General features: G+C 48.2%; 17 protein-coding genes, 3 tRNA genes and 1 pseudogene. 17 read left to right on the top strand and 4 right to left on the bottom strand.

Annotation, left to right across the window (positions count from 1 at the left end):
- From ACIPUG_RS20500 to ACIPUG_RS20475, 6 genes and pseudogenes are all read left to right on the top strand, one after another.
- Nucleotides 1–712 (top strand): RHS repeat-associated core domain-containing protein (locus tag ACIPUG_RS20500; protein WP_400339993.1); only part of this gene is annotated, 712 nt, incomplete at its 5' end.
- On the top strand, nt 713–1198 hold the full coding sequence (locus tag ACIPUG_RS20495) for a hypothetical protein (RefSeq protein WP_349841751.1): 486 nt from the start codon (nt 713–715) through the stop codon (nt 1196–1198).
- 275 nt (nt 1199–1473) lie between these two features.
- Nucleotides 1474–1560: pseudogene (locus ACIPUG_RS20490) on the top strand (hypothetical protein); the annotation flags it as partial.
- A gap of 256 nt (nt 1561–1816) precedes the next feature.
- Nucleotides 1817–2776: an L-tyrosine isonitrile synthase gene (gene pvcA / locus ACIPUG_RS20485; RefSeq protein ID WP_371928267.1), complete on the top strand. Its 960-nt coding sequence runs from the start codon at nt 1817–1819 to the stop codon at nt 2774–2776.
- Nucleotides 2777–2855: 79 nt separating this feature from the next.
- Nucleotides 2856–3005: a hypothetical protein gene (locus ACIPUG_RS20480; protein ID WP_165572846.1), complete on the top strand. Its 150-nt coding sequence runs from the start codon at nt 2856–2858 to the stop codon at nt 3003–3005.
- Between the two features lie 107 nt (nt 3006–3112).
- Nucleotides 3113–3535 (top strand): bacteriocin immunity protein, encoded by a 423-nt coding sequence (locus ACIPUG_RS20475; RefSeq protein WP_400339990.1) that lies wholly within the window; start codon nt 3113–3115, stop codon nt 3533–3535.
- Between the two features lie 98 nt (nt 3536–3633).
- Here the strand turns inward: ACIPUG_RS20475 and grxB are convergent, their stop codons facing one another.
- Nucleotides 3634–4269, bottom strand: coding sequence for a glutaredoxin 2 (grxB, locus tag ACIPUG_RS20470; RefSeq protein ID WP_400339987.1), 636 nt, complete (start codon nt 4267–4269; stop codon nt 3634–3636).
- A gap of 215 nt (nt 4270–4484) precedes the next feature.
- Between grxB and ACIPUG_RS20465 the strand changes: the two genes are divergently transcribed.
- Nucleotides 4485–5366 (top strand): LysR family transcriptional regulator, encoded by an 882-nt coding sequence (locus tag ACIPUG_RS20465; protein WP_039556117.1) that lies wholly within the window; start codon nt 4485–4487, stop codon nt 5364–5366.
- 121 nt (nt 5367–5487) lie between these two features.
- Complete coding sequence (locus ACIPUG_RS20460) at nt 5488–6702, top strand: MFS transporter (RefSeq protein ID WP_400339984.1); 1215 nt, start codon at nt 5488–5490, stop codon at nt 6700–6702.
- A gap of 243 nt (nt 6703–6945) precedes the next feature.
- On the opposite strand, the gene ACIPUG_RS20455 is transcribed toward ACIPUG_RS20460, so the two are convergent.
- The 3 genes from ACIPUG_RS20455 to ACIPUG_RS20445 form a co-directional block, all read right to left on the bottom strand.
- Nucleotides 6946–8544 carry a sensor domain-containing diguanylate cyclase gene (locus tag ACIPUG_RS20455; protein WP_180775319.1) on the bottom strand — a complete coding sequence of 533 codons (1599 nt, stop codon included), beginning with the start codon at nt 8542–8544 and terminating at the stop codon, nt 6946–6948.
- Between the two features lie 179 nt (nt 8545–8723).
- Nucleotides 8724–9398 (bottom strand): MarC family NAAT transporter, encoded by a 675-nt coding sequence (locus ACIPUG_RS20450; RefSeq protein ID WP_010307203.1) that lies wholly within the window; start codon nt 9396–9398, stop codon nt 8724–8726.
- An 82-nt stretch (nt 9399–9480) separates the two neighbouring features.
- Complete coding sequence (locus tag ACIPUG_RS20445) at nt 9481–9969, bottom strand: SRPBCC family protein (protein WP_014916324.1); 489 nt, start codon at nt 9967–9969, stop codon at nt 9481–9483.
- Nucleotides 9970–10450: 481 nt separating this feature from the next.
- Here ACIPUG_RS20445 and ACIPUG_RS20440 point away from each other — a divergent pair, with 481 nt between their 5' ends.
- From ACIPUG_RS20440 to ACIPUG_RS20400, 9 genes are all read left to right on the top strand, one after another.
- Nucleotides 10451–10786, top strand: coding sequence for a hypothetical protein (locus ACIPUG_RS20440; RefSeq protein WP_010285350.1), 336 nt, complete (start codon nt 10451–10453; stop codon nt 10784–10786).
- A gap of 224 nt (nt 10787–11010) precedes the next feature.
- Nucleotides 11011–11505, top strand: a complete 495-nt coding sequence (pncC, locus tag ACIPUG_RS20435; RefSeq protein ID WP_014916322.1) for a nicotinamide-nucleotide amidase — start codon at nt 11011–11013, stop codon at nt 11503–11505.
- Nucleotides 11506–11612: 107 nt separating this feature from the next.
- Nucleotides 11613–12686: a recombinase RecA gene (gene recA / locus ACIPUG_RS20430; RefSeq protein WP_048257822.1), complete on the top strand. Its 1074-nt coding sequence runs from the start codon at nt 11613–11615 to the stop codon at nt 12684–12686.
- A 45-nt stretch (nt 12687–12731) separates the two neighbouring features.
- Complete coding sequence (recX, locus tag ACIPUG_RS20425; RefSeq protein WP_014916320.1) at nt 12732–13226, top strand: recombination regulator RecX; 495 nt, start codon at nt 12732–12734, stop codon at nt 13224–13226.
- 138 nt (nt 13227–13364) lie between these two features.
- A complete protein-coding gene (alaS, locus tag ACIPUG_RS20420; protein WP_400339982.1) occupies nt 13365–15992 on the top strand; it encodes an alanine--tRNA ligase in 2628 nt (875 codons plus the stop codon).
- Between the two features lie 324 nt (nt 15993–16316).
- Nucleotides 16317–16502 carry a carbon storage regulator CsrA gene (csrA, locus tag ACIPUG_RS20415; RefSeq protein WP_005972168.1) on the top strand — a complete coding sequence of 62 codons (186 nt, stop codon included), beginning with the start codon at nt 16317–16319 and terminating at the stop codon, nt 16500–16502.
- A gap of 294 nt (nt 16503–16796) precedes the next feature.
- Nucleotides 16797–16889, top strand: a tRNA-Ser gene (locus ACIPUG_RS20410).
- Nucleotides 16890–16897: 8 nt separating this feature from the next.
- Nucleotides 16898–16974 (top strand) — tRNA-Arg (locus ACIPUG_RS20405).
- A gap of 53 nt (nt 16975–17027) precedes the next feature.
- Nucleotides 17028–17104, top strand: a tRNA-Arg gene (locus ACIPUG_RS20400).
- The last annotated feature ends 318 nt before the right edge of the window (nt 17105–17422 follow it).

Here is a 17422-nt window from a genome sequence, read left to right as displayed (position 1 = left end):
AACGCGGCCGGGGTTCAGGCCGAAGGAAACGTACTTTGACTGGGACGTGCAGGACCGTCTGGTACGGGTGAGTCTGCCGGACGGGGCACGCTGGCGCGGGGAACAGGGGCTGTGGGGCGTACACCGCGAAGAGCGACGACCTATCCCGCTGCGGCGCTACCTGGGGGATGCGGCGAACGAAGAGGTGTACTGTGAGCTGCGCTATCAGGGTCAGTTGTTTGATGCGGAAACGGGGCTTTACTACAACCGGCATCGTTACTATGATGCGGAAAGCGGACAGTACCTGTCACCGGACCCGATAGGATTACTTGGTGGTATTAGACCCCAAGCTTACGTCCATAATCCGCTGGAGTGGGTTGATCCGCTGGGTTTGGCTGTATCTGGGTGTAAACCTGATCATGGCGCTGGAAAAAGTACAAAAAAATATGGACATTCTCGTAGTACACATGGTTCACAAAATAGCCCCGAATCAATGAAGGATAGAGCGAGAAGTACTGGAAAACCTCAAGGACATTATAGTGATAATAGAATGATTGAAGAGGCTTTTGACAAAGCACCATCTACGCCTGGTGTTTACGATGTAACAGTATCAAAACCATCAATGGTTTATTACCCTGATGGTTCTAGTAAATCAACAGATGTTGTTAGGGTTATTATTAGCGAGAAAAAAGGTCCTGTAACATCATTCCCATATGTCCCAGGAGATCAATGAATGGATGTAACATTAGAAATAAAAAACAAACCTGTAGTGCTGGATGAGGGTTTGAACGAAGAAGAAATGGAAGTTACGGAGTTTCAATTTGCGATAGAAGAATTATCTCAATATTCCACAGGTTCTATTTTTTTGTCTTTTGATAATGATAAAGAAGTCATCCTTGACTTGTTTTATGATTTCCTGGTTTGTTATGATGATATTGTTGAATCAATGAAGTTAGCGAAAAATAAAACGGCGCATAAGGATGAAATTTGGTTTTGTGAACAAGGTTCTGATTTTTATTTTTTGTATGAGATAAAAGGGGATTCTTTTATTCTGGAGTATAAAAAAGGAAGTGATGTTGGATTGCCTAATAAAACAAAAAAAGAATTTAAAGTTGAAGTGCATGTTGATGAATATTTTTCGAAGTGGTGCGTTATTTTTGATGAGTTATCTTTGGCTTTTAAAGAAAAATTAGGTAAGGATATATCTTTTAAATTTTAATTTGGTTTGTTGGTTCTTTAATGGGTTTTTATATTACTTATTTTTTGTATAATTTCCTCAAGGTGTTGATATGATTGATCGAAGTGTTGATTAGTTCTTGGAAGTTTAGTTTTATCCATTTATATTATTACCTCAGTACTGCCATCGAGCCTGCACGAGTAATTACAATGCTGTGCCGTACGCTATTTCAATCTTCTAAAACTGATTAATTATTTATCGCTATTACGCATCCAGCTATACATTAAATATTGTTGCTACTTTGTTTACTGTCATACAGCGAGACGCAGTTCGGTTACGATGTGGAAGGTAACCTGACGGCAGTGACGGATGCGCTGGGTCAGCGCTACCAGTTTCGTAATGGGACGTGCGGTACTGAACAAAAGGAAGAGATCAGATTCCATCGCCACTTATCCTAATTTTTAATAATTACTTTCTTAATTCTTATTATGTTTATTTATAATTCAAATCAATTACTAGCGTCGTAAATAAAAAAACTGAATATGTCATTCAGTTTTTTTATTGTATTCGCGCAAGGGTTTTATTCTATTGTTTCTACGCCATAGCTATGTAGTTAATTCCTTTTTTAAATTAATGTAAAGTAATGGGGTTGTTTTGTATATGATGAATAATGAATTAGTTTCATCGCTAATATTAAGTGAGTTAATCCAATATCGGCGTAGATTTACCCAGTCGACGAAACCAATTAGTGAAGAAGAGTCTCAGGTGACCCGGGTTCAATTACCCAGAATTCGTGCTTTTGTTGAAGAAGAACGTCAAATTGAACTCGTTCTGCCTGCGTTTCCGTTTAAATCTCCTAGCCCTTATAAGGTGTTGGGCAGAATGCCAGATATGGCGGAGCGTTTGTCCTTGATCTTCCTGAATTCGTTATGTCAGCGTATTCAGCTTTATTATCCACCCGGTGCGCATATCCGTATTTGTTCTGATGGGCATGTATTTGGCGATCTGATTGGGACCAGCGACGAAACGATTAATATTTATCAGGATGAGATTGAAAATTTACTGCATGAACTAGGTGCCGTTCATCTCAGCGTTTTTAATCTTAAAGATGTAGAGAATATGGCGGCGCTCACCGCTGACTATGATCGTCTTCGCCAGCAGCTGGTTGAGAATTATGCTGACTCAGAAGAGGAGGTGAAAGCGCAGCTCATGCAGAGCGAAGAAGGTTTGCAGCTTTACCGCTCAATGACCCGTTTCCTCTATGAAGATAGCCTGAGGCCTGACTATACCGGCTCTAATGCGGCGTTACAGAAAGATGCCAAAAAACGCGCGTGTAGCGTTATTCAACGCAGTTGGGCATGGGGCAATCTGCTTGCTGAACAATTTCCAGACGCCATCCGTTTGTCTATTCATCCGCAGCCTTCGGACAGCCTGAAACTGGGTATTCATATGATGCCCACCAAGGACGATTGGTTGACCCCCTGGCACGGCGTAGCCGCCAATGTTAATGGGCAGTTTGTGTTAATGAAGAATATAGAAGCACAGCAACTGGATGGCGAAATCGTGGAAATCCGCGGTATGCCTAGCCATTACTTAGTTAAACAGCCTGATCTGGCATAAGCGCGCTGTTCTCGCCTTATCGTTCACCGAGACATCGATATTGTCATCTTATAAAGGAATATACAGGGTGGAAAATAGCATGGACCGTCGCATTAAACCGCTTTCCCCTTTTGGTACGCTGCCGATCGAAGGTGTGTGCTTCCTTAATCAGCATGCGCTGGAATATCATCATGTCATGCCGGAAACGCAAAGCGCGTTTAGTAAGACGTTACGGCAAAATAACGCCTGAAATCCGTCACGCGTTATGGGGGTAAAAGCGTGCCCCATAACGCTATTGCGAACCGTGTTTTTAAAATAGAATACGCGCACGGATTTTCTATCGCAGGGTTGCAGTAAATGAAGCTATTTTTGGCCGTGATTTTTTCAGTATTGATGATTCCCCAGACCGGTTTTTCGGCAACAAAAACGGATGTGCTGACGCTGCTGAAACATTTGGATGTGACTACTTTCCGCAGTTCTTTTGGACCGAAACATTTCCCGAAGGGGACGTTGCTGAAAGATACCGGTGATTATGTGTTTAGCCAGGAAAAAGACCGGGCAGAAGCAACAGACACAGATGGCAGTTGGACGTATTCGCTACGTATTATCTCGGAAAATGAAAAGGAGATCATTGCCTGTTTCGTGGATGATGCGAACATTGGGAGTTACTTTTCGACAAGTCCTTTCCTGATAAAGAAAACGAAAAATGCTCAGTCGTATTCGGTGATTGAGCTTGAGCACGACGTAGAAGGGTGTGCACTTTATCCCAAGGATCAATAATCCTGATTGATATGGGTAAGTAAACGACGTTATCCGAACGTTGCTAAAAATAAGGAGCCGCTATAAGCCGCTCCTTTGTTGTTTCTATTCTTGCTTTTTTACAGCGCTTTATCGGTCAATAAGTCGACCTTGCTGGCTGTAGAGACACGTTCAAGGTACGCGTGAACGTTAGGGCCAAACTGTACGCCTTTCACGATCGTGAGCGACAGTAAGATCGGGAACAGAATAAAATCGGTGGTGGAAATGGTACTGATGTTTGCCAGACGCGACTCCAGCGCCTTGAGTTTCTGCTCCACTTCCGCAATCAATTCCGGCGTTTTTGCGAGCAGTGCATCCAGATCGCCGAAGGCTTTTTCTTCGCGCAGGATGTAAGCATGGCGCGCCTCCGGCGTGGAAAGCTCTTTGAAATCGGCTTTCGTAAAACGGGGAACCGCAAGGTTAAACACCGCGCTGGAAACGGACTTGCACCAGGCTTCAATCTCAGCATCAACCGGTTTATCGGCGATTAACGGCGCTTGCTTGCTGTCGACATAGTGGACGATATCCATGCTTTCCGGCATGAAGCTACCATCTTCTTTCTGCAGGATCGGCACCACTTTGCGACCTACCATGCGTGTTGGCGTGTCAATGTCGCCTTCCATGATGACGGATTGCTCAACAGGCAGATCTTTCAGACCAAAAATCATTCTGGCTCTGACACAGAATGGGCAGTGTTCGTAAATGAAAAGTTTCATGCATCGCCTCGTAAGATTTTGAAAAAGGCAGCAAAAATTTGCCAGCCTTGTCATGACAAGTCATGCCACCAGAGTAATACCTGATGCGGTTGGCGGTAAAGCGAATGTGCCTGAAGATGGCGATGGCAGGGAAAAGAAGGGCGCGGTGTGGATCCGCCTTATCCTCGCTGGATTCCTGTATGATGCAGTGAAACCCCTTTTGCGGAAGAGAAATCATGGATCGCCTGAGCGCGCTGGAAACATTTATCTGCGTTTTTGAAACGGGGTCGTTTTCTGCTGCGTCTCGCAGGCTCGGTATTGGGCAGCCTGCGGTGTCCAAAGCGATCATGCAACTGGAAAATCAACTGGCAACGCCGTTGCTGCTCCGCTCTACCCGAGGGCTGACGCCGACAGAAGCTGGGCAGAATTTTTATGAGCAAATCGCCCCCGCGTTAAAGGTACTGGGGGATGCCCAAGAGCATGTGGTGAGCGGGAGCACGGCGCTGTCTGGGCGGCTACGCATCGGTGCACCCGTGACTTTCGCCAGACAGCTAATCATACCGCGGCTCCATGAATTCATGGCCGAGCATCCCCAGCTAAATATTGATGTCATTCTGGACGATCGCCCGATCGATCTGATTGCTGAAGGCATTGATGTGGCTCTGCGTTTGGGCGAAATGAAGGATTCAAGCCTGATTGCCCAGCGCTTGGCATCGTGTTCCATGCGCCTGCTGGCGACCCCTGACTATTTCGCGCGTCATGGTGTGCCAGCTTCTCCTGACGTTCTGGCTGCGTATCCTGCCGTCATCTATTTGCAGGGAGAGAGAACCGATCGCTGGATTTTTTCTCAAGGTGGAACACAGACCACGGTATTTCCCAATGGGCGTATCCGAGTTTCTGCGGCGGAAGGCGTGCGTGCTGCGGTGCTATCCGGTGTAGGACTGATTGTGGCGTCGGAATGGATGTTTGCGCCAGAGCTTGAAAGCGGGCAGGTCGTCACCGCTCTGGATTCATGGTCGCTGGGTAAGATGGATCTGTGGGCTGTCTACCCCGGAGGCCGCATGACATCAGCCCGCGCCAGAATTTTTACCGATTTCGTCAAGCAACTTTTCTCCTGAAATATTCCTATTTGGAATAGCTGATATCCATTTTACCTCTCTACTGGGAATGAGTCGGGCACCCTATGCTTTGCTCATCACCTGCCGATTTCCGGCAGGAAACACACAGACAGGTATGATGATGAGTACATTATCCAGCGAAGCCGATGTCAGCACGCAGCGGGCACCCGGCAAAGTATTGATTTTCTCAATGGCGGCAGCCAGTGGTATTTCTGTTGCCAATATCTATTACAACCAACCGATGCTGGGCGTGATTGGCGAAAGCTTTACGTCGAGCGGGGCAACCTCGCTGATTCCAACCGTGACGCAGCTAGGCTATGCCTTAGGGCTACTGTTACTGGTTCCGCTGGGCGATAAGTTTGACCGCCGTCGGCTGATCGTGTGGCAATTTTTGATGCTGGCGTTGGCTTCTGCGTTTGCGGCCTTGTCGACATCGTCTGTCGCGTTATTAGGTGCTTCGCTGCTTATCGGTTTTGGGGCGACCGCCGCACAGCAGATTGTTCCGGCTGCGGCGGCGCTTGCTGATGCGAAACAGCGTGGTGCGATTGTCGGAACGGTCATGAGCGGTCTATTAAGCGGCATTCTGCTTAGCCGTACGATTGCGGGGCTGGTGGCGGAAAGTGCGGGCTGGCGGGCGATGTTCTGGCTGAGTGTGCCGCTGGCGCTAGCGGGCGCGTGGGCAATGGGAAGAGTGTTACCGGCTTCACCCTCGAATCAAACTGTTCGTTACCGTGAGCTGATGCGTTCGCTGGTGACGCTGTGGCAGGATGAACGCGCATTGCGTAAAGCTACGCTGATTCAGGCGCTGCTATTTGCATCGTTCAGCGCGTTCTGGAGCGTGCTTGCGCTGTATCTGGAAGGCGGGCGTTTTCAAATGGGCGCTGCTGCTGCGGGCCTGTTTGGCGTGATTGGCGTAGCGGGAATTTTTGCGGCTCCGCTGGCGGGAAGACTGGCCGATAGAATCGGCAGCCGCCCGGTTGTGATTGCCGGCGCGCTGCTGACGCTGCTCTCATGGGCAATATTCGTCGGTTTCAATTCCGTTATTGGCCTGATTATCGGTGTGGTCCTGCTCGATCTCGGCGTACAAAGTGCGCTAATTGCCAATCAACATGTGATTTACGGGCTCGGTGAAGCGGTCAGAGGCCGGATCAATACCGTATTCATGGGCGGGATGTTTCTGGGGGGCGCAGCTGGCTCCACGGTTGCGATGGCTGCATGGCATCAGGGAGGGTGGCTGATGGTCGGAGGGCTTGCCAGCGTTCTGGCCATTATGGCGCTGCTGGTTGCGCTGATGAAAACCCAAAAAGCGCCATTACGAACGGGGAAAGCAGGCTGAAATAGCCAGATAGGGGGCTGGGAAGTCTCACCAATGTTGTTTTACAACCGGTAGATTAACCTTACTTGCTGATGACAATACTATACATTTGGCTTGCTATAGTCCTTCCATCCCTTGTCAGTACCTCACATCCCTGTGAGTGTTGTGTTAGTTAACCATCCCTGTCATTAGAATGACCTTGGCCCGCCTTGTGCGGGTTTTTTTTGCCTGCTTTCTCGCCCGCGGCATTCATGTTGAGCGTGTCTATTCCGTGTCGTGATTAACTGAATGATCGGAAGCGACTTTGATAACGACTCGGTTTCTGCCTTCATGCTTGGCCTGATAGAGGGCATCGTCCGCGATTTTCAAGACGCTATCGATCTGCTCCATTCCCGGAATAAAACAGGTGACGCCTAGTGAAATCGTGATGTTTTCAGGAATCGGCAGCGGCATTTTTTCCACTTTTTTACGCAGCCGTTCAGCAATATCAGCGGCCTGCGTCATGTCCGTATCGGGCAGAAGTGCGAGGAACTCCTCTCCGCCAGTGCGGCAAATCAGATCGGATTCGCGCGAACCCTGTTTTATGTTTTTCGCCAACAGCCTGATGACGTCATCGCCGATATTGTGTCCGTAGGTATCATTCACGCGTTTGAAATGGTCGATATCAATCACGATGGCGGCAACCTGATTGCTCTTTGAGAGAATGAGTTCAATGCTTTCATAGATACCACGGCGATTGAGCAACCCAGTGAGTGGATCGGTGTGGGCCTGCAAACTCAGTTTGCCAATCCGCTTATGCAGCAGCAGGGTACCGAAAAGAATGACGCGTTTTAGCTGCTCAACCTCAAAATACCAGGAGGGGACTTTCTTGATTTTTTCAATCACGCCGGGCTCCTCCATCTTACTGGCAGAAACGGCCAGTAAGCGCAGAGGGTTGGCGATATAGAAGGCGAGTAGGGTGAGTGCGATAAGCGTTAATGCCATTACCGGGGCACCTTCGTATAAAACGGAACGCATCACGCTGCTGAGCAAATCGATAACGGTTTGGGAAGGGTGCAAAGTAATGATGATCCAACCGGATGAATTGACCGTATCGAAACCCGCCAAAGACGGCGTACCTTGCATATCGGGCATCGCGGCGGTGCCACTCTTCTTGTTGTGAAGCGCGTTTTTAATTCTCTCATCGCTGACGGGCTTGCCGACCCACTGTTTGTCCTGGTGATAGAGAACAATCCCGCTTTTATCAATGACGTAAACGCTGGAGTAATCGTTATAAAAATGGGTGTTCATGAATTCGTTTAAGACGCTTTGATTTTTTAAATAAATGGTTCCGCCGATGTAACCGAGATAATTTCCCTGTTTGTCTTTTATCGGGGAGGAAACCAGTACGATCAAATTTCCCGTAACTGAAATATAAGGCTGGCTGATTAACGGCCTTTGTTCCACGAGCGCCAGCTTGCTGGCATCAGAGGTCAGCGTACTTCCTTTCAGATTCAGTGAGGTTGGGTAAACCGCGTGTATCCGATTCTGAGTATCTGCAACGAAAATAGAGTTAAAGCTTTGGCTCATGCGGTATGTCTGTTCACTTTTACTCAGTAGCGCCGCATCGTCACTAAAACTGTCCGCTATTGATGTCGCGCTGTAAGCCAGTTCCTGCTGTGCTGAAGATAAAAAACTTTCTGTGGTCGCCGCTAACTTGGAAGAATAGTTAAGGTTTGAGCTCAGTATCTGATCGGTAATGAGCTTCTTTTGTACATTATAAACAGCAACATAAGCATTGGTCAGCGTAATGACCATGCTGATAATGGCAAGGGATAAAATGAGCGAACGTAAATTGATTGGGAATCGTTTTTTTATTTTCATTGTTGGCCGCACCTATTTTCCGCTAGGTAAGCAAAATCACGCTTTCTTTTTGTTATGTCATCATCAATGGCAAACCGGCGGGGTATTCGCTTGCGACCAATGAATAAACCCGCCATTCAAAGTTATAGACGCTAATTGGGCTATCTGGCAACGTATTGATATCTCCCCGCATCTTCAACTTAATGCAGGGAATGTACGATCTCCAGCGTACCGTTAATGATGAACTGTACGCCCATGCAAACCAGCAGGAACCCCATCAGCCGTGAAATGGCTTCAATGCCGCTTTTCCCGATCAGGCGCATAATCAGGCCCGAACTTTTCAGACTGAGCCAGACGATCAGGCTGATCAACATAAACGTGAGTACGGGGGCAACGGTAATCACCCATGGCGTGATATCGACGCCGCTCTTGATTTGTGAGGCAGAACTGATGATGAGGGCAATGGTTCCTGGCCCCGCGGTGCTGGGCATCGCCAGTGGAACGAAGGCGATATTGACCTCATTGGCGGAGAAACTGTCGTTGATTTCTTCTTTTTTGCTTTTGACTTCAGGCGCATGCTCTGGCTTTTGCTGAGGAAAAAGCATGCGAAACCCGATAAATGCGACGATGAGCCCGCCGGCAATGCGCAATCCAGGAATGGATATTCCGAAGGTATTCATTACGACCTGACCCGCGTAGTACGCGACGGTCATAATGATAAAGACGTAGAGCGAGGCCTGAAAGATCTGGCGATTTCGTTCCCCCTGGCTCATGTTGCCGGACATCGCTAAAAATACCGCTACCGTTGTCAGTGGGTTCGCGAGTGGCAGGATTAACACCAGACCAAGACCAATGGTTTGAATCAATTCCAGCATTCTACGTTCCTTTTATTGGGGCGCTTTCGTCAGTTCGGGAAAACGGTCGCTGATGACCTGTTGCTATGATGTCTGGCGCGGCTTAGGCCAGTTCATCCTCCGCTAATTTTTTGAAACGATAGAGCGTTTTCGTCAGCATATCGCGAGAAAACATATCAAACATTTGGCCGATCTTTTTCCCGATCAAGCCCCCCGGTGGGTTGTAGCGAATCGTCAGCGTTACGGTTGTACCCGCTTCCGATGTGGCTGGTTGAAAAGAAAGCCGGCCTTCATTCGGAACCCGTGCCCCTTCCAGCGAACGCCAGTGGATATACTCTCCCGGTTTTTCATCAATAATACGAGCCTGCCACTCAATGAGCGCGCCAATCGGCGTGTTAATCCGCCAGTTAGAGTCGGTATAGTTCAGTATCTCGATGCTGGCGAAATGGCCCATCAGGATCGGCAACGTTTCCGGTTTGCGCCAGAGATCAAATAAACGTTCTGCCGGGCGATCGATCGTAATGCTGCTGCTGATTTCATTGGCATAACTGCCGTTTTTCGCTGCGGTTCTTCTTAAGAAAGAGGGAAACACCCGTCATCCTCCCTAATGGATTATTACCCCTTTATGGGCATATGCAGGCCATTCTGACCGATCTCGACCAACGAAGCAAAGCGGAGACGGTGGCGATAGTGTTGGCGCAGACTATCACAGCAATCGTCAGAATTTTTATGCGCCTAATGTTGCGTTAATGTTCGTTCGGTACTGTAAGAGTCAGACAGAAGCCGAATGAAGTGCCGCAAAACACCAGGGTTTTTACATAACGATAATAGCAGTACCCCGCCCACTATTTTTAGTGGGCTTTTTTTTATTTGTACTTCCCTGTTTAGATATTTTATTGCTATGTAAATTGATATTTATCAAGTTATCGTTAATGGTTTTGTACCTATTAAGGTGTAATAAATTTGTATCCCTGTTTTCTATTATTTAAATGGCGCACTGCTTGTGTGGTAATTTACTTTATAGACATGTCGTGATACGTTTATAACCAGATTTTATGCTGGTAGGAATAAATATGAGTAACCCATTTATTGCAAGGTGGAGCCGTAATGGCAACCTGCTTTGCCACGGCCACTGGTTAATATCTTATAAAGAAAACGATTTCACGTTACCGGAGAAATATAAAGAAAATCATATGGGAACGATGGGGATCTACTCTATCATCGATCCTGATGATGAAATGTACCGAGACGGACTCGATGAGGATGATTGGATTCTGGAAAATATCGACTGGCTGGCCGATAGCTTTGAAGAAAATAATGTCCCTATCGAAGAATGTTATTTCAGATATTTCTTTCAGGCTATAAATAAGCAGGACTGGCGATGCACCAGTTGTGCAGGTTGTATGTAAATCGCGCCATCATTATTAATTACTCCTATTCCCTCTGTATTCCTGCTAGCCGACGATCTATTCGCGTCGTGCTATTTTCTCCTTGATTATTCGGCTGCGTTTTATTCGATTTCCCTCGATTTTCATCTTCTTTGCTATGCGCTTCGCATACCGTGCAGCGGAGCGTCTTTTTCGGGGAAAAGTGTTACCCTGACCCAACAATCCTTGATTAAGATGAGGCGGCAATGACGGAAGCTGACATTCTGCGGTTAAGTGCTTTGGTGGGCGAAAAACTGAAGGTGCGTGGTGCCAAACTGACATGTGCGGAATCCTGCACTGGAGGCTGGTTAGCTAAGTCGATTACCGATATCGCGGGTAGTTCAGGCTGGTTTGACTACGGCTTTGTGACATACAGCAATCTGGCCAAGCAGCGTCTGGTTAACGTGAACGCAGAAACACTGGAGCAGCATGGTGCGGTGAGTGAAGCCGTCGTCAATGAGATGGCCGCCGGGGCTTTGCAGGCCGCCGATGCAGATTTTGCCATATCGGTAAGCGGCGTCGCCGGGCCAGACGGGGGAACCGAAGAGAAGCCTGTCGGCACGGTGTGGTTCGGCTTCACAGACAAACAGGGTGGGGCATTCGCTCAGACAATGCGGTTCAGTGGAGACAGAAACGCGGTGCGTCTGCAATCGGTCCATTTTGCGCTGCAAACGTTGCTCGACACGTTTCTGAAAAAATAACCTTGATGCTGTATGCGCATACAGTATAATGTCAGTAATTATTCGGCAATTCATGATTAAGCAGCCGCGTAGAGACAGCAGCTTTACGCCGCATGACAGGAGCAGAAATGGCTATTGATGAGAACAAACAAAAGGCACTTGCGGCAGCACTGGGTCAAATCGAAAAGCAATTTGGTAAAGGTTCTATCATGCGGTTGGGCGAGGATCGCTCAATGGATGTTGAAACCATTTCTACAGGCTCTTTGTCCCTGGATATCGCTTTGGGCGCTGGTGGTTTACCGATGGGGCGTATCGTTGAGATTTATGGCCCAGAATCTTCCGGTAAAACAACGCTGACCTTACAGGTTATTGCTGCCGCTCAACGCGAAGGCAAAACGTGTGCGTTTATCGATGCTGAGCATGCGCTGGACCCGATTTATGCGAAAAAGCTTGGTGTAGATATCGATAACCTGCTGTGTTCTCAGCCGGACACTGGCGAGCAAGCGTTGGAGATCTGTGATGCATTAACGCGCTCTGGCGCGGTTGACGTTATCATCGTCGACTCCGTTGCGGCACTGACGCCGAAAGCAGAAATTGAAGGTGAAATCGGCGACTCCCACATGGGGCTGGCTGCACGTATGATGAGCCAGGCTATGCGTAAACTGGCGGGTAACCTGAAGCAAGCCAATACGCTGCTGATCTTCATTAACCAGATTCGTATGAAAATCGGTGTGATGTTCGGTAACCCTGAAACCACTACCGGTGGTAACGCTCTGAAGTTTTATGCTTCTGTTCGCCTGGATATTCGTCGTACTGGTGCAATCAAGGAAGGCGAAGAGGTTGTCGGCAGCGAAACCCGTGTGAAAGTTGTGAAGAATAAAGTGGCAGCACCGTTCAAACAGGCTGAATTCCAAATTCTGTACGGCGAAGGCATCAATATCCACGGTGAGCTGGTCGATCTGGGTGTGAAACACAAGCTGATCGAAAAAGCAGGTGCCTGGTACAGCTATAACGGCGACAAGATCGGTCAGGGTAAAGCAAATGCCTGTAATTTCCTGAAAGAGAACCCGACGATTGCTGCGGAACTGGATAAGAAATTGCGTGAAATGCTGCTGCATAAAGGCAATGAGCTGACGCCAGCCGCCGCTGGGAATAGCCATGACGAAGATGAATTTGCTGGTGAAGGCAACGAAGAGTTTTAATGGTGGCTGAACGGGTTGTGACAGGTCACTTTAGCGGGTAGATGGATGAATAAACCATTACGCTATGCGATGAATGTGCTTTCCGTTCGCGATTATAGTGAAACTGAAATACGCCGCAAATGTGCGGCGTATTTATATAAGTCAGAAAGCGCAAGTGTAGAAGAGGAAGCAGATGAAGCTACAGCCCGAGCTGCGGCGGAAGATGTGGAAGCGGCTATTGCGTACTGCAAGGAACACGGTTGGCTGGATGACGAGCGTTATGCTCGCCGCTATATCAGCAGCCGGAGCCGCAAAGGCTATGGTGCCCAGCGGATCAAAATGGAGCTAAGCCAGAAAGGAATCGATAAGACAACGTTAGCCACAGCATTAAACGAGAGTGATATCGATTGGTGTGCGCTGGCGAAATCGGTTGTGGAACGAAAATTCGGGCATCCTCTGTCCGATGAATGGAAAGACAAAGTCAAACATCAGCGATATCTGCTCTATCGTGGCTTCTTTCATGAAGAAATCCAGTCAATTTATACGAATTTTTCAGATTGAACGCATACGGGATTTTACTTCCCATCGAAGAAAATTTATCTTATTCCCACTTTTTTGTTCGTGAGTTGCTCGGTAACGTCAGCATGCTGGACTAACCTTGCCCGCGATCTGTTCTTCTAGCTTGATTCCAGGACAATTATGAGCAAGAGCACCGCTGAGATCCGTCAAGCGTTTCTCGATTTTTTCCACAGTAAGGGACACCAGGTTGTTGATAGCAGCTCTCTGGTGCCGAACAACGATCCGACATTGTTATTCACCAATGCGGGTATGAACCAGTTCAAAGATGTGTTCCTCGGGCTAGATAAACGTAGCTATGTCCGAGCGACAACCTCGCAGCGCTGCGTACGTGCCGGTGGTAAACATAATGACCTGGAAAACGTAGGTTATACCGCACGCCACCACACCTTCTTTGAAATGCTGGGTAACTTCAGCTTCGGTGACTATTTCAAGCATGACGCGATTCGCTATGCGTGGGAATTGCTGACGTTTCCTCAGTGGTTCAATCTGCCGAAAGAAAAACTGTGGGTAACGGTATACGCAACAGATGATGAAGCCTACGACATTTGGGCTGACGAAGTTGGCGTGCCGCGCGAAAGAATTATTCGTATTGGCGATAACAAAGGCGGACCTTACGCCTCTGATAATTTCTGGCAGATGGGCGAAACGGGGCCATGTGGTCCGTGTACCGAGATTTTCTACGATCACGGTGAGCACATCGCAGGTGGCCCGCCGGGAAGCCCTGATGAAGATGGCGATCGCTATATCGAAATCTGGAACCTGGTGTTCATGCAGTTCAACCGTCAGATTGACGGCACAATGCTGCCACTGCCAAAACCGTCCGTCGATACTGGAATGGGGTTAGAACGCGTTTCTGCCGTCTTGCAGCACGTCAATTCAAACTATGACATTGATTTGTTCAAAACGCTGATTGAGGCGGTAGCGAAAGCCGTCGGAACGACAGATTTAACTAATAAGTCGCTGCGTGTTATTGCTGACCATATCCGCTCTTGTGCGTTCCTGATTGCCGATGGTGTGATGCCGTCTAATGAAAACCGTGGTTATGTTCTGCGCCGTATTATCCGCCGCGCTGCGCGTCACGGTAATATGCTGGGCGCTACGGATGCTTTCTTCTACAAACTGGTTGCGCCGCTGATTCACGTCATGGGGCCAGCAGCTGAAGAATTGAAAAAACAGCAGTCTGTGGTTGAGCAGGCGCTGAAGACGGAAGAAGAGCAGTTTGCCCGCACGTTGGAACGCGGTTTGTCTCTGCTGGACGAAGAAATTAAAAACCTGAAAGGGGATACGCTGGATGGTGAAACAGCCTTCCGCCTGTATGACACCTATGGTTTCCCTGTCGACCTTACTGCGGATGTGTGCCGCGAGCGCGGCCTGAAAGTCGATGAAGAAGGTTTTGAAGCTGCGATGACGGCACAGCGCCAGCGTGCGCGTGAAGCCAGCGGATTTGGCGTAGATTACAACAGCCTCATCCGTGTGGATGAAAATACGCCATTCTGCGGCTATGAAAAAACGCAGCAACAAACGAAGGTTATTGCGATTTATCACAATGGAAACGCGGTCGATCAGATTGTGGCCGGTGATGAAGCGGTTGTGATTCTGAACGAAACGCCATTTTATGGTGAATCCGGTGGTCAGGTTGGCGACCAGGGTGAACTGAAAAATGCTGGCATCAGCTTTGCCGTTCAGGATACTCAGAAATACGGTCAGGCAATTGGCCACGTCGGTAAACTGACTCAGGGTACGCTGCGTGTTAACGACAATGTCGATGCAAACGTTGATAGCCAACGCCGCGATCGCATTCGTCTGAACCACTCTGCGACGCACCTGCTGCATGCTGCGCTGCGTCAGGTTCTGGGCGATCACGTCGCGCAGAAAGGCTCTCTGGTTAACGATAGCTATCTGCGTTTTGACTTCTCACATACGGAAGCGATGAAACCTGAGCAGATTCGTCAGGTTGAAGATATCGTTAACGCGCAAATCCGCCGTAACCTTACCGTGCAAACGGATGTCATGGCGTTGGACGATGCGAGAGCGAAGGGCGCAATGGCGTTGTTCGGCGAGAAGTACGATGACCATGTCCGTGTTCTGACAATGGGAGATTTCTCCATTGAGCTTTGTGGGGGCACGCACGCAAGCCGTACAGGTGATATCGGCCTGTTCCAGATCATTTCTGAGTCAGGTACTGCTGCCGGCGTGCGTCGTATTGAAGCGACCACGGGTGAGAATGCGTTGTCTGCGCTGCATCGCCAGAGCGACGTTTTGCAAGACATTGCGCAACTGCTGAAAGGGGATAGTCACAACCTGACGGATAAGGTACGCTCTGTTCTGGATCGTGCCCGCGCGTTGGAGAAAGAGCTTCAGCAGTTGAAGGCTCAACAAGCGGCGCAGGAAAGTTCTTCGCTGTCTGGCAAAGCAAAAGAGGTTAACGGTGTGAAGTTGCTGGTTACGCAACTGGACAATGTTGATCCTAAACTGCTGCGCACGATGGTTGATGACCTGAAGAATCAGCTTGGATCTGCTGTTATCGTTCTAGGAACGGCGGCAGAAGGCCGAGTTAGCTTGATTTCTGGTGTAACGAAAGATCTGACTGACCGCGTAAAAGCCGGTGAACTGATTGGGTTTGTTGCCCAGCAGGTTGGCGGTAAAGGCGGTGGTCGTCCAGATATGGCTCAGGCTGGTGGCTCAGACGTGTCTGCACTGCCTGCTGCGCTGGCAAGCGTTGAATCTTGGGTTGCTGCTAAGCTGTAAAACGACAGATAACGTTTTATTCGCGTTATCCGACAAAACGCCATAACTTTCTGGTTGTGGCGTTTTTGTCTGCGGAAAAGGATCCGGCAAGCAGGATAGAAAGTGTGTTACCTTCAGATATTCTGAAGCTTTACATGCTCAGTCCTGTTGTTGTGATAACAAAAGCACAAGCTACTGATATCGACTAAACTAACAAGTAGTGACAAACCGGAGTGTGATGGTGTGGTTATACCATCGTCTAGGTTTACGTTTTCACGGCACATGATGGATAATGGCGGGGAGACAGAGAGACCCGACTCTTTATAATCTTTCAAGGAGCAAAGAATGCTTATTTTGACTCGTCGAGTTGGCGAAACCCTCATGATCGGCGATGAGGTAACGGTTACCGTATTAGGAGTGAAAGGCAACCAGGTGCGTATTGGTGTTAATGCACCTAAAGAGGTTTCTGTCCACCGTGAAGAGATCTATCAGCGTATTCAGGCCGAAAAATCTCAACCAACGTCATATTGATTGACAATGCGTCTCGTGTTCGCGGGACGCAATTGTTATTTCCTGCTTTTCCCCCACACATTTATCGATATATCCATTTTTCCTGTGCGCTACCTTTGGCAAGGTAACCGCCTGTTTTTCTGTCGATAAAATAGACTTTTTGTTGTGAAAGTGCGCGTCTTGGATGCGAATTGTTCAAACGAACACAAGGTGGGAAAAATTGTTTGACTTATAAGTCTGGGAAAGTAATATGTGCGCCACGCAGTACCGGTGAGCACTAACAAGAAGTTCTTAGTAGCGAATCAGGTAATGTAAGGTGAGGTGGCCGAGAGGCTGAAGGCGCTCCCCTGCTAAGGGAGTATGCGGTCAAAAGCTGCATCGAGGGTTCGAATCCCTCCCTCACCGCCATTTAATATGCATCCGTAGCTCAGCTGGATAGAGTACTCGGCTACGAACCGAGCGGTCGGAGGTTCGAATCCTCCCGGATGCACCATTCTTAAGTATCTCGTTTAATTGCTCACCCCATTTATTTCTGCACCACACTCTGCATCCGTAGCTCAGCTGGATAGAGTACTCGGCTACGAACCGAGCGGTCGGAGGTTCGAATCCTCCCGGATGCACCATATTTCGATGTAAATAAAATTCTTGCCTTAGCACAAACCGATAAGCGTAAGAATAACACTGCTTTAACAACGACTCGAAGTACTAAGCAAGACAGATAATTTTCTCCGATACGTATTTCTGTTTTACCCATCGCTCTCTACCCTATTTTTCGCGTTCTAGCGGCACAACCTTCTATTCTGCTGATATCAGAGCGATATTTTTCTCATCACTTCCGTATATTAATTCTTACCCCTCCCTTGCCTATATATTGAGATTGAGCCGACGAGTAAATGAAGGCTGCCTTACTACTATGGAGGTAATAACCTGTTTTTTATAAG

It is taken from the genome of Pectobacterium sp. CHL-2024 (assembly GCF_044751765.1).
Taxonomy (GTDB): Bacteria; Pseudomonadota; Gammaproteobacteria; order Enterobacterales; family Enterobacteriaceae; genus Pectobacterium; species Pectobacterium brasiliense.
This window is presented reverse-complemented; position numbering and strand designations above follow the sequence as displayed.

Excerpts from the sequence above, each read along its gene's own strand:
- alaS (WP_400339982.1), top strand. The coding sequence starts at position 13,365 with ATGAGCAAGAGCACCGCTGAGATCCGTCAAGCGTTTCTCGATTTTTTC.
- recA (WP_048257822.1), top strand. The coding sequence starts at position 11,613 with ATGGCTATTGATGAGAACAAACAAAAGGCACTTGCGGCAGCACTGGGT.
- pncC (WP_014916322.1), top strand. The coding sequence starts at position 11,011 with ATGACGGAAGCTGACATTCTGCGGTTAAGTGCTTTGGTGGGCGAAAAA.
- ACIPUG_RS20460 (WP_400339984.1), top strand. The coding sequence starts at position 5,488 with ATGAGTACATTATCCAGCGAAGCCGATGTCAGCACGCAGCGGGCACCC.
- pvcA (WP_371928267.1), top strand. The coding sequence starts at position 1,817 with ATGATGAATAATGAATTAGTTTCATCGCTAATATTAAGTGAGTTAATC.
- grxB (WP_400339987.1), bottom strand. The coding sequence starts at position 4,269 with ATGAAACTTTTCATTTACGAACACTGCCCATTCTGTGTCAGAGCCAGA.
- ACIPUG_RS20495 (WP_349841751.1), top strand. The coding sequence starts at position 713 with ATGGATGTAACATTAGAAATAAAAAACAAACCTGTAGTGCTGGATGAG.
- ACIPUG_RS20465 (WP_039556117.1), top strand. The coding sequence starts at position 4,485 with ATGGATCGCCTGAGCGCGCTGGAAACATTTATCTGCGTTTTTGAAACG.
- ACIPUG_RS20450 (WP_010307203.1), bottom strand. The coding sequence starts at position 9,398 with ATGCTGGAATTGATTCAAACCATTGGTCTTGGTCTGGTGTTAATCCTG.
- ACIPUG_RS20475 (WP_400339990.1), top strand. The coding sequence starts at position 3,113 with ATGAAGCTATTTTTGGCCGTGATTTTTTCAGTATTGATGATTCCCCAG.
- csrA (WP_005972168.1), top strand. The coding sequence starts at position 16,317 with ATGCTTATTTTGACTCGTCGAGTTGGCGAAACCCTCATGATCGGCGAT.
- ACIPUG_RS20455 (WP_180775319.1), bottom strand. The coding sequence starts at position 8,544 with ATGAAAATAAAAAAACGATTCCCAATCAATTTACGTTCGCTCATTTTA.
- recX (WP_014916320.1), top strand. The coding sequence starts at position 12,732 with ATGAATAAACCATTACGCTATGCGATGAATGTGCTTTCCGTTCGCGAT.
- ACIPUG_RS20480 (WP_165572846.1), top strand. The coding sequence starts at position 2,856 with ATGGACCGTCGCATTAAACCGCTTTCCCCTTTTGGTACGCTGCCGATC.
- ACIPUG_RS20440 (WP_010285350.1), top strand. The coding sequence starts at position 10,451 with ATGAGTAACCCATTTATTGCAAGGTGGAGCCGTAATGGCAACCTGCTT.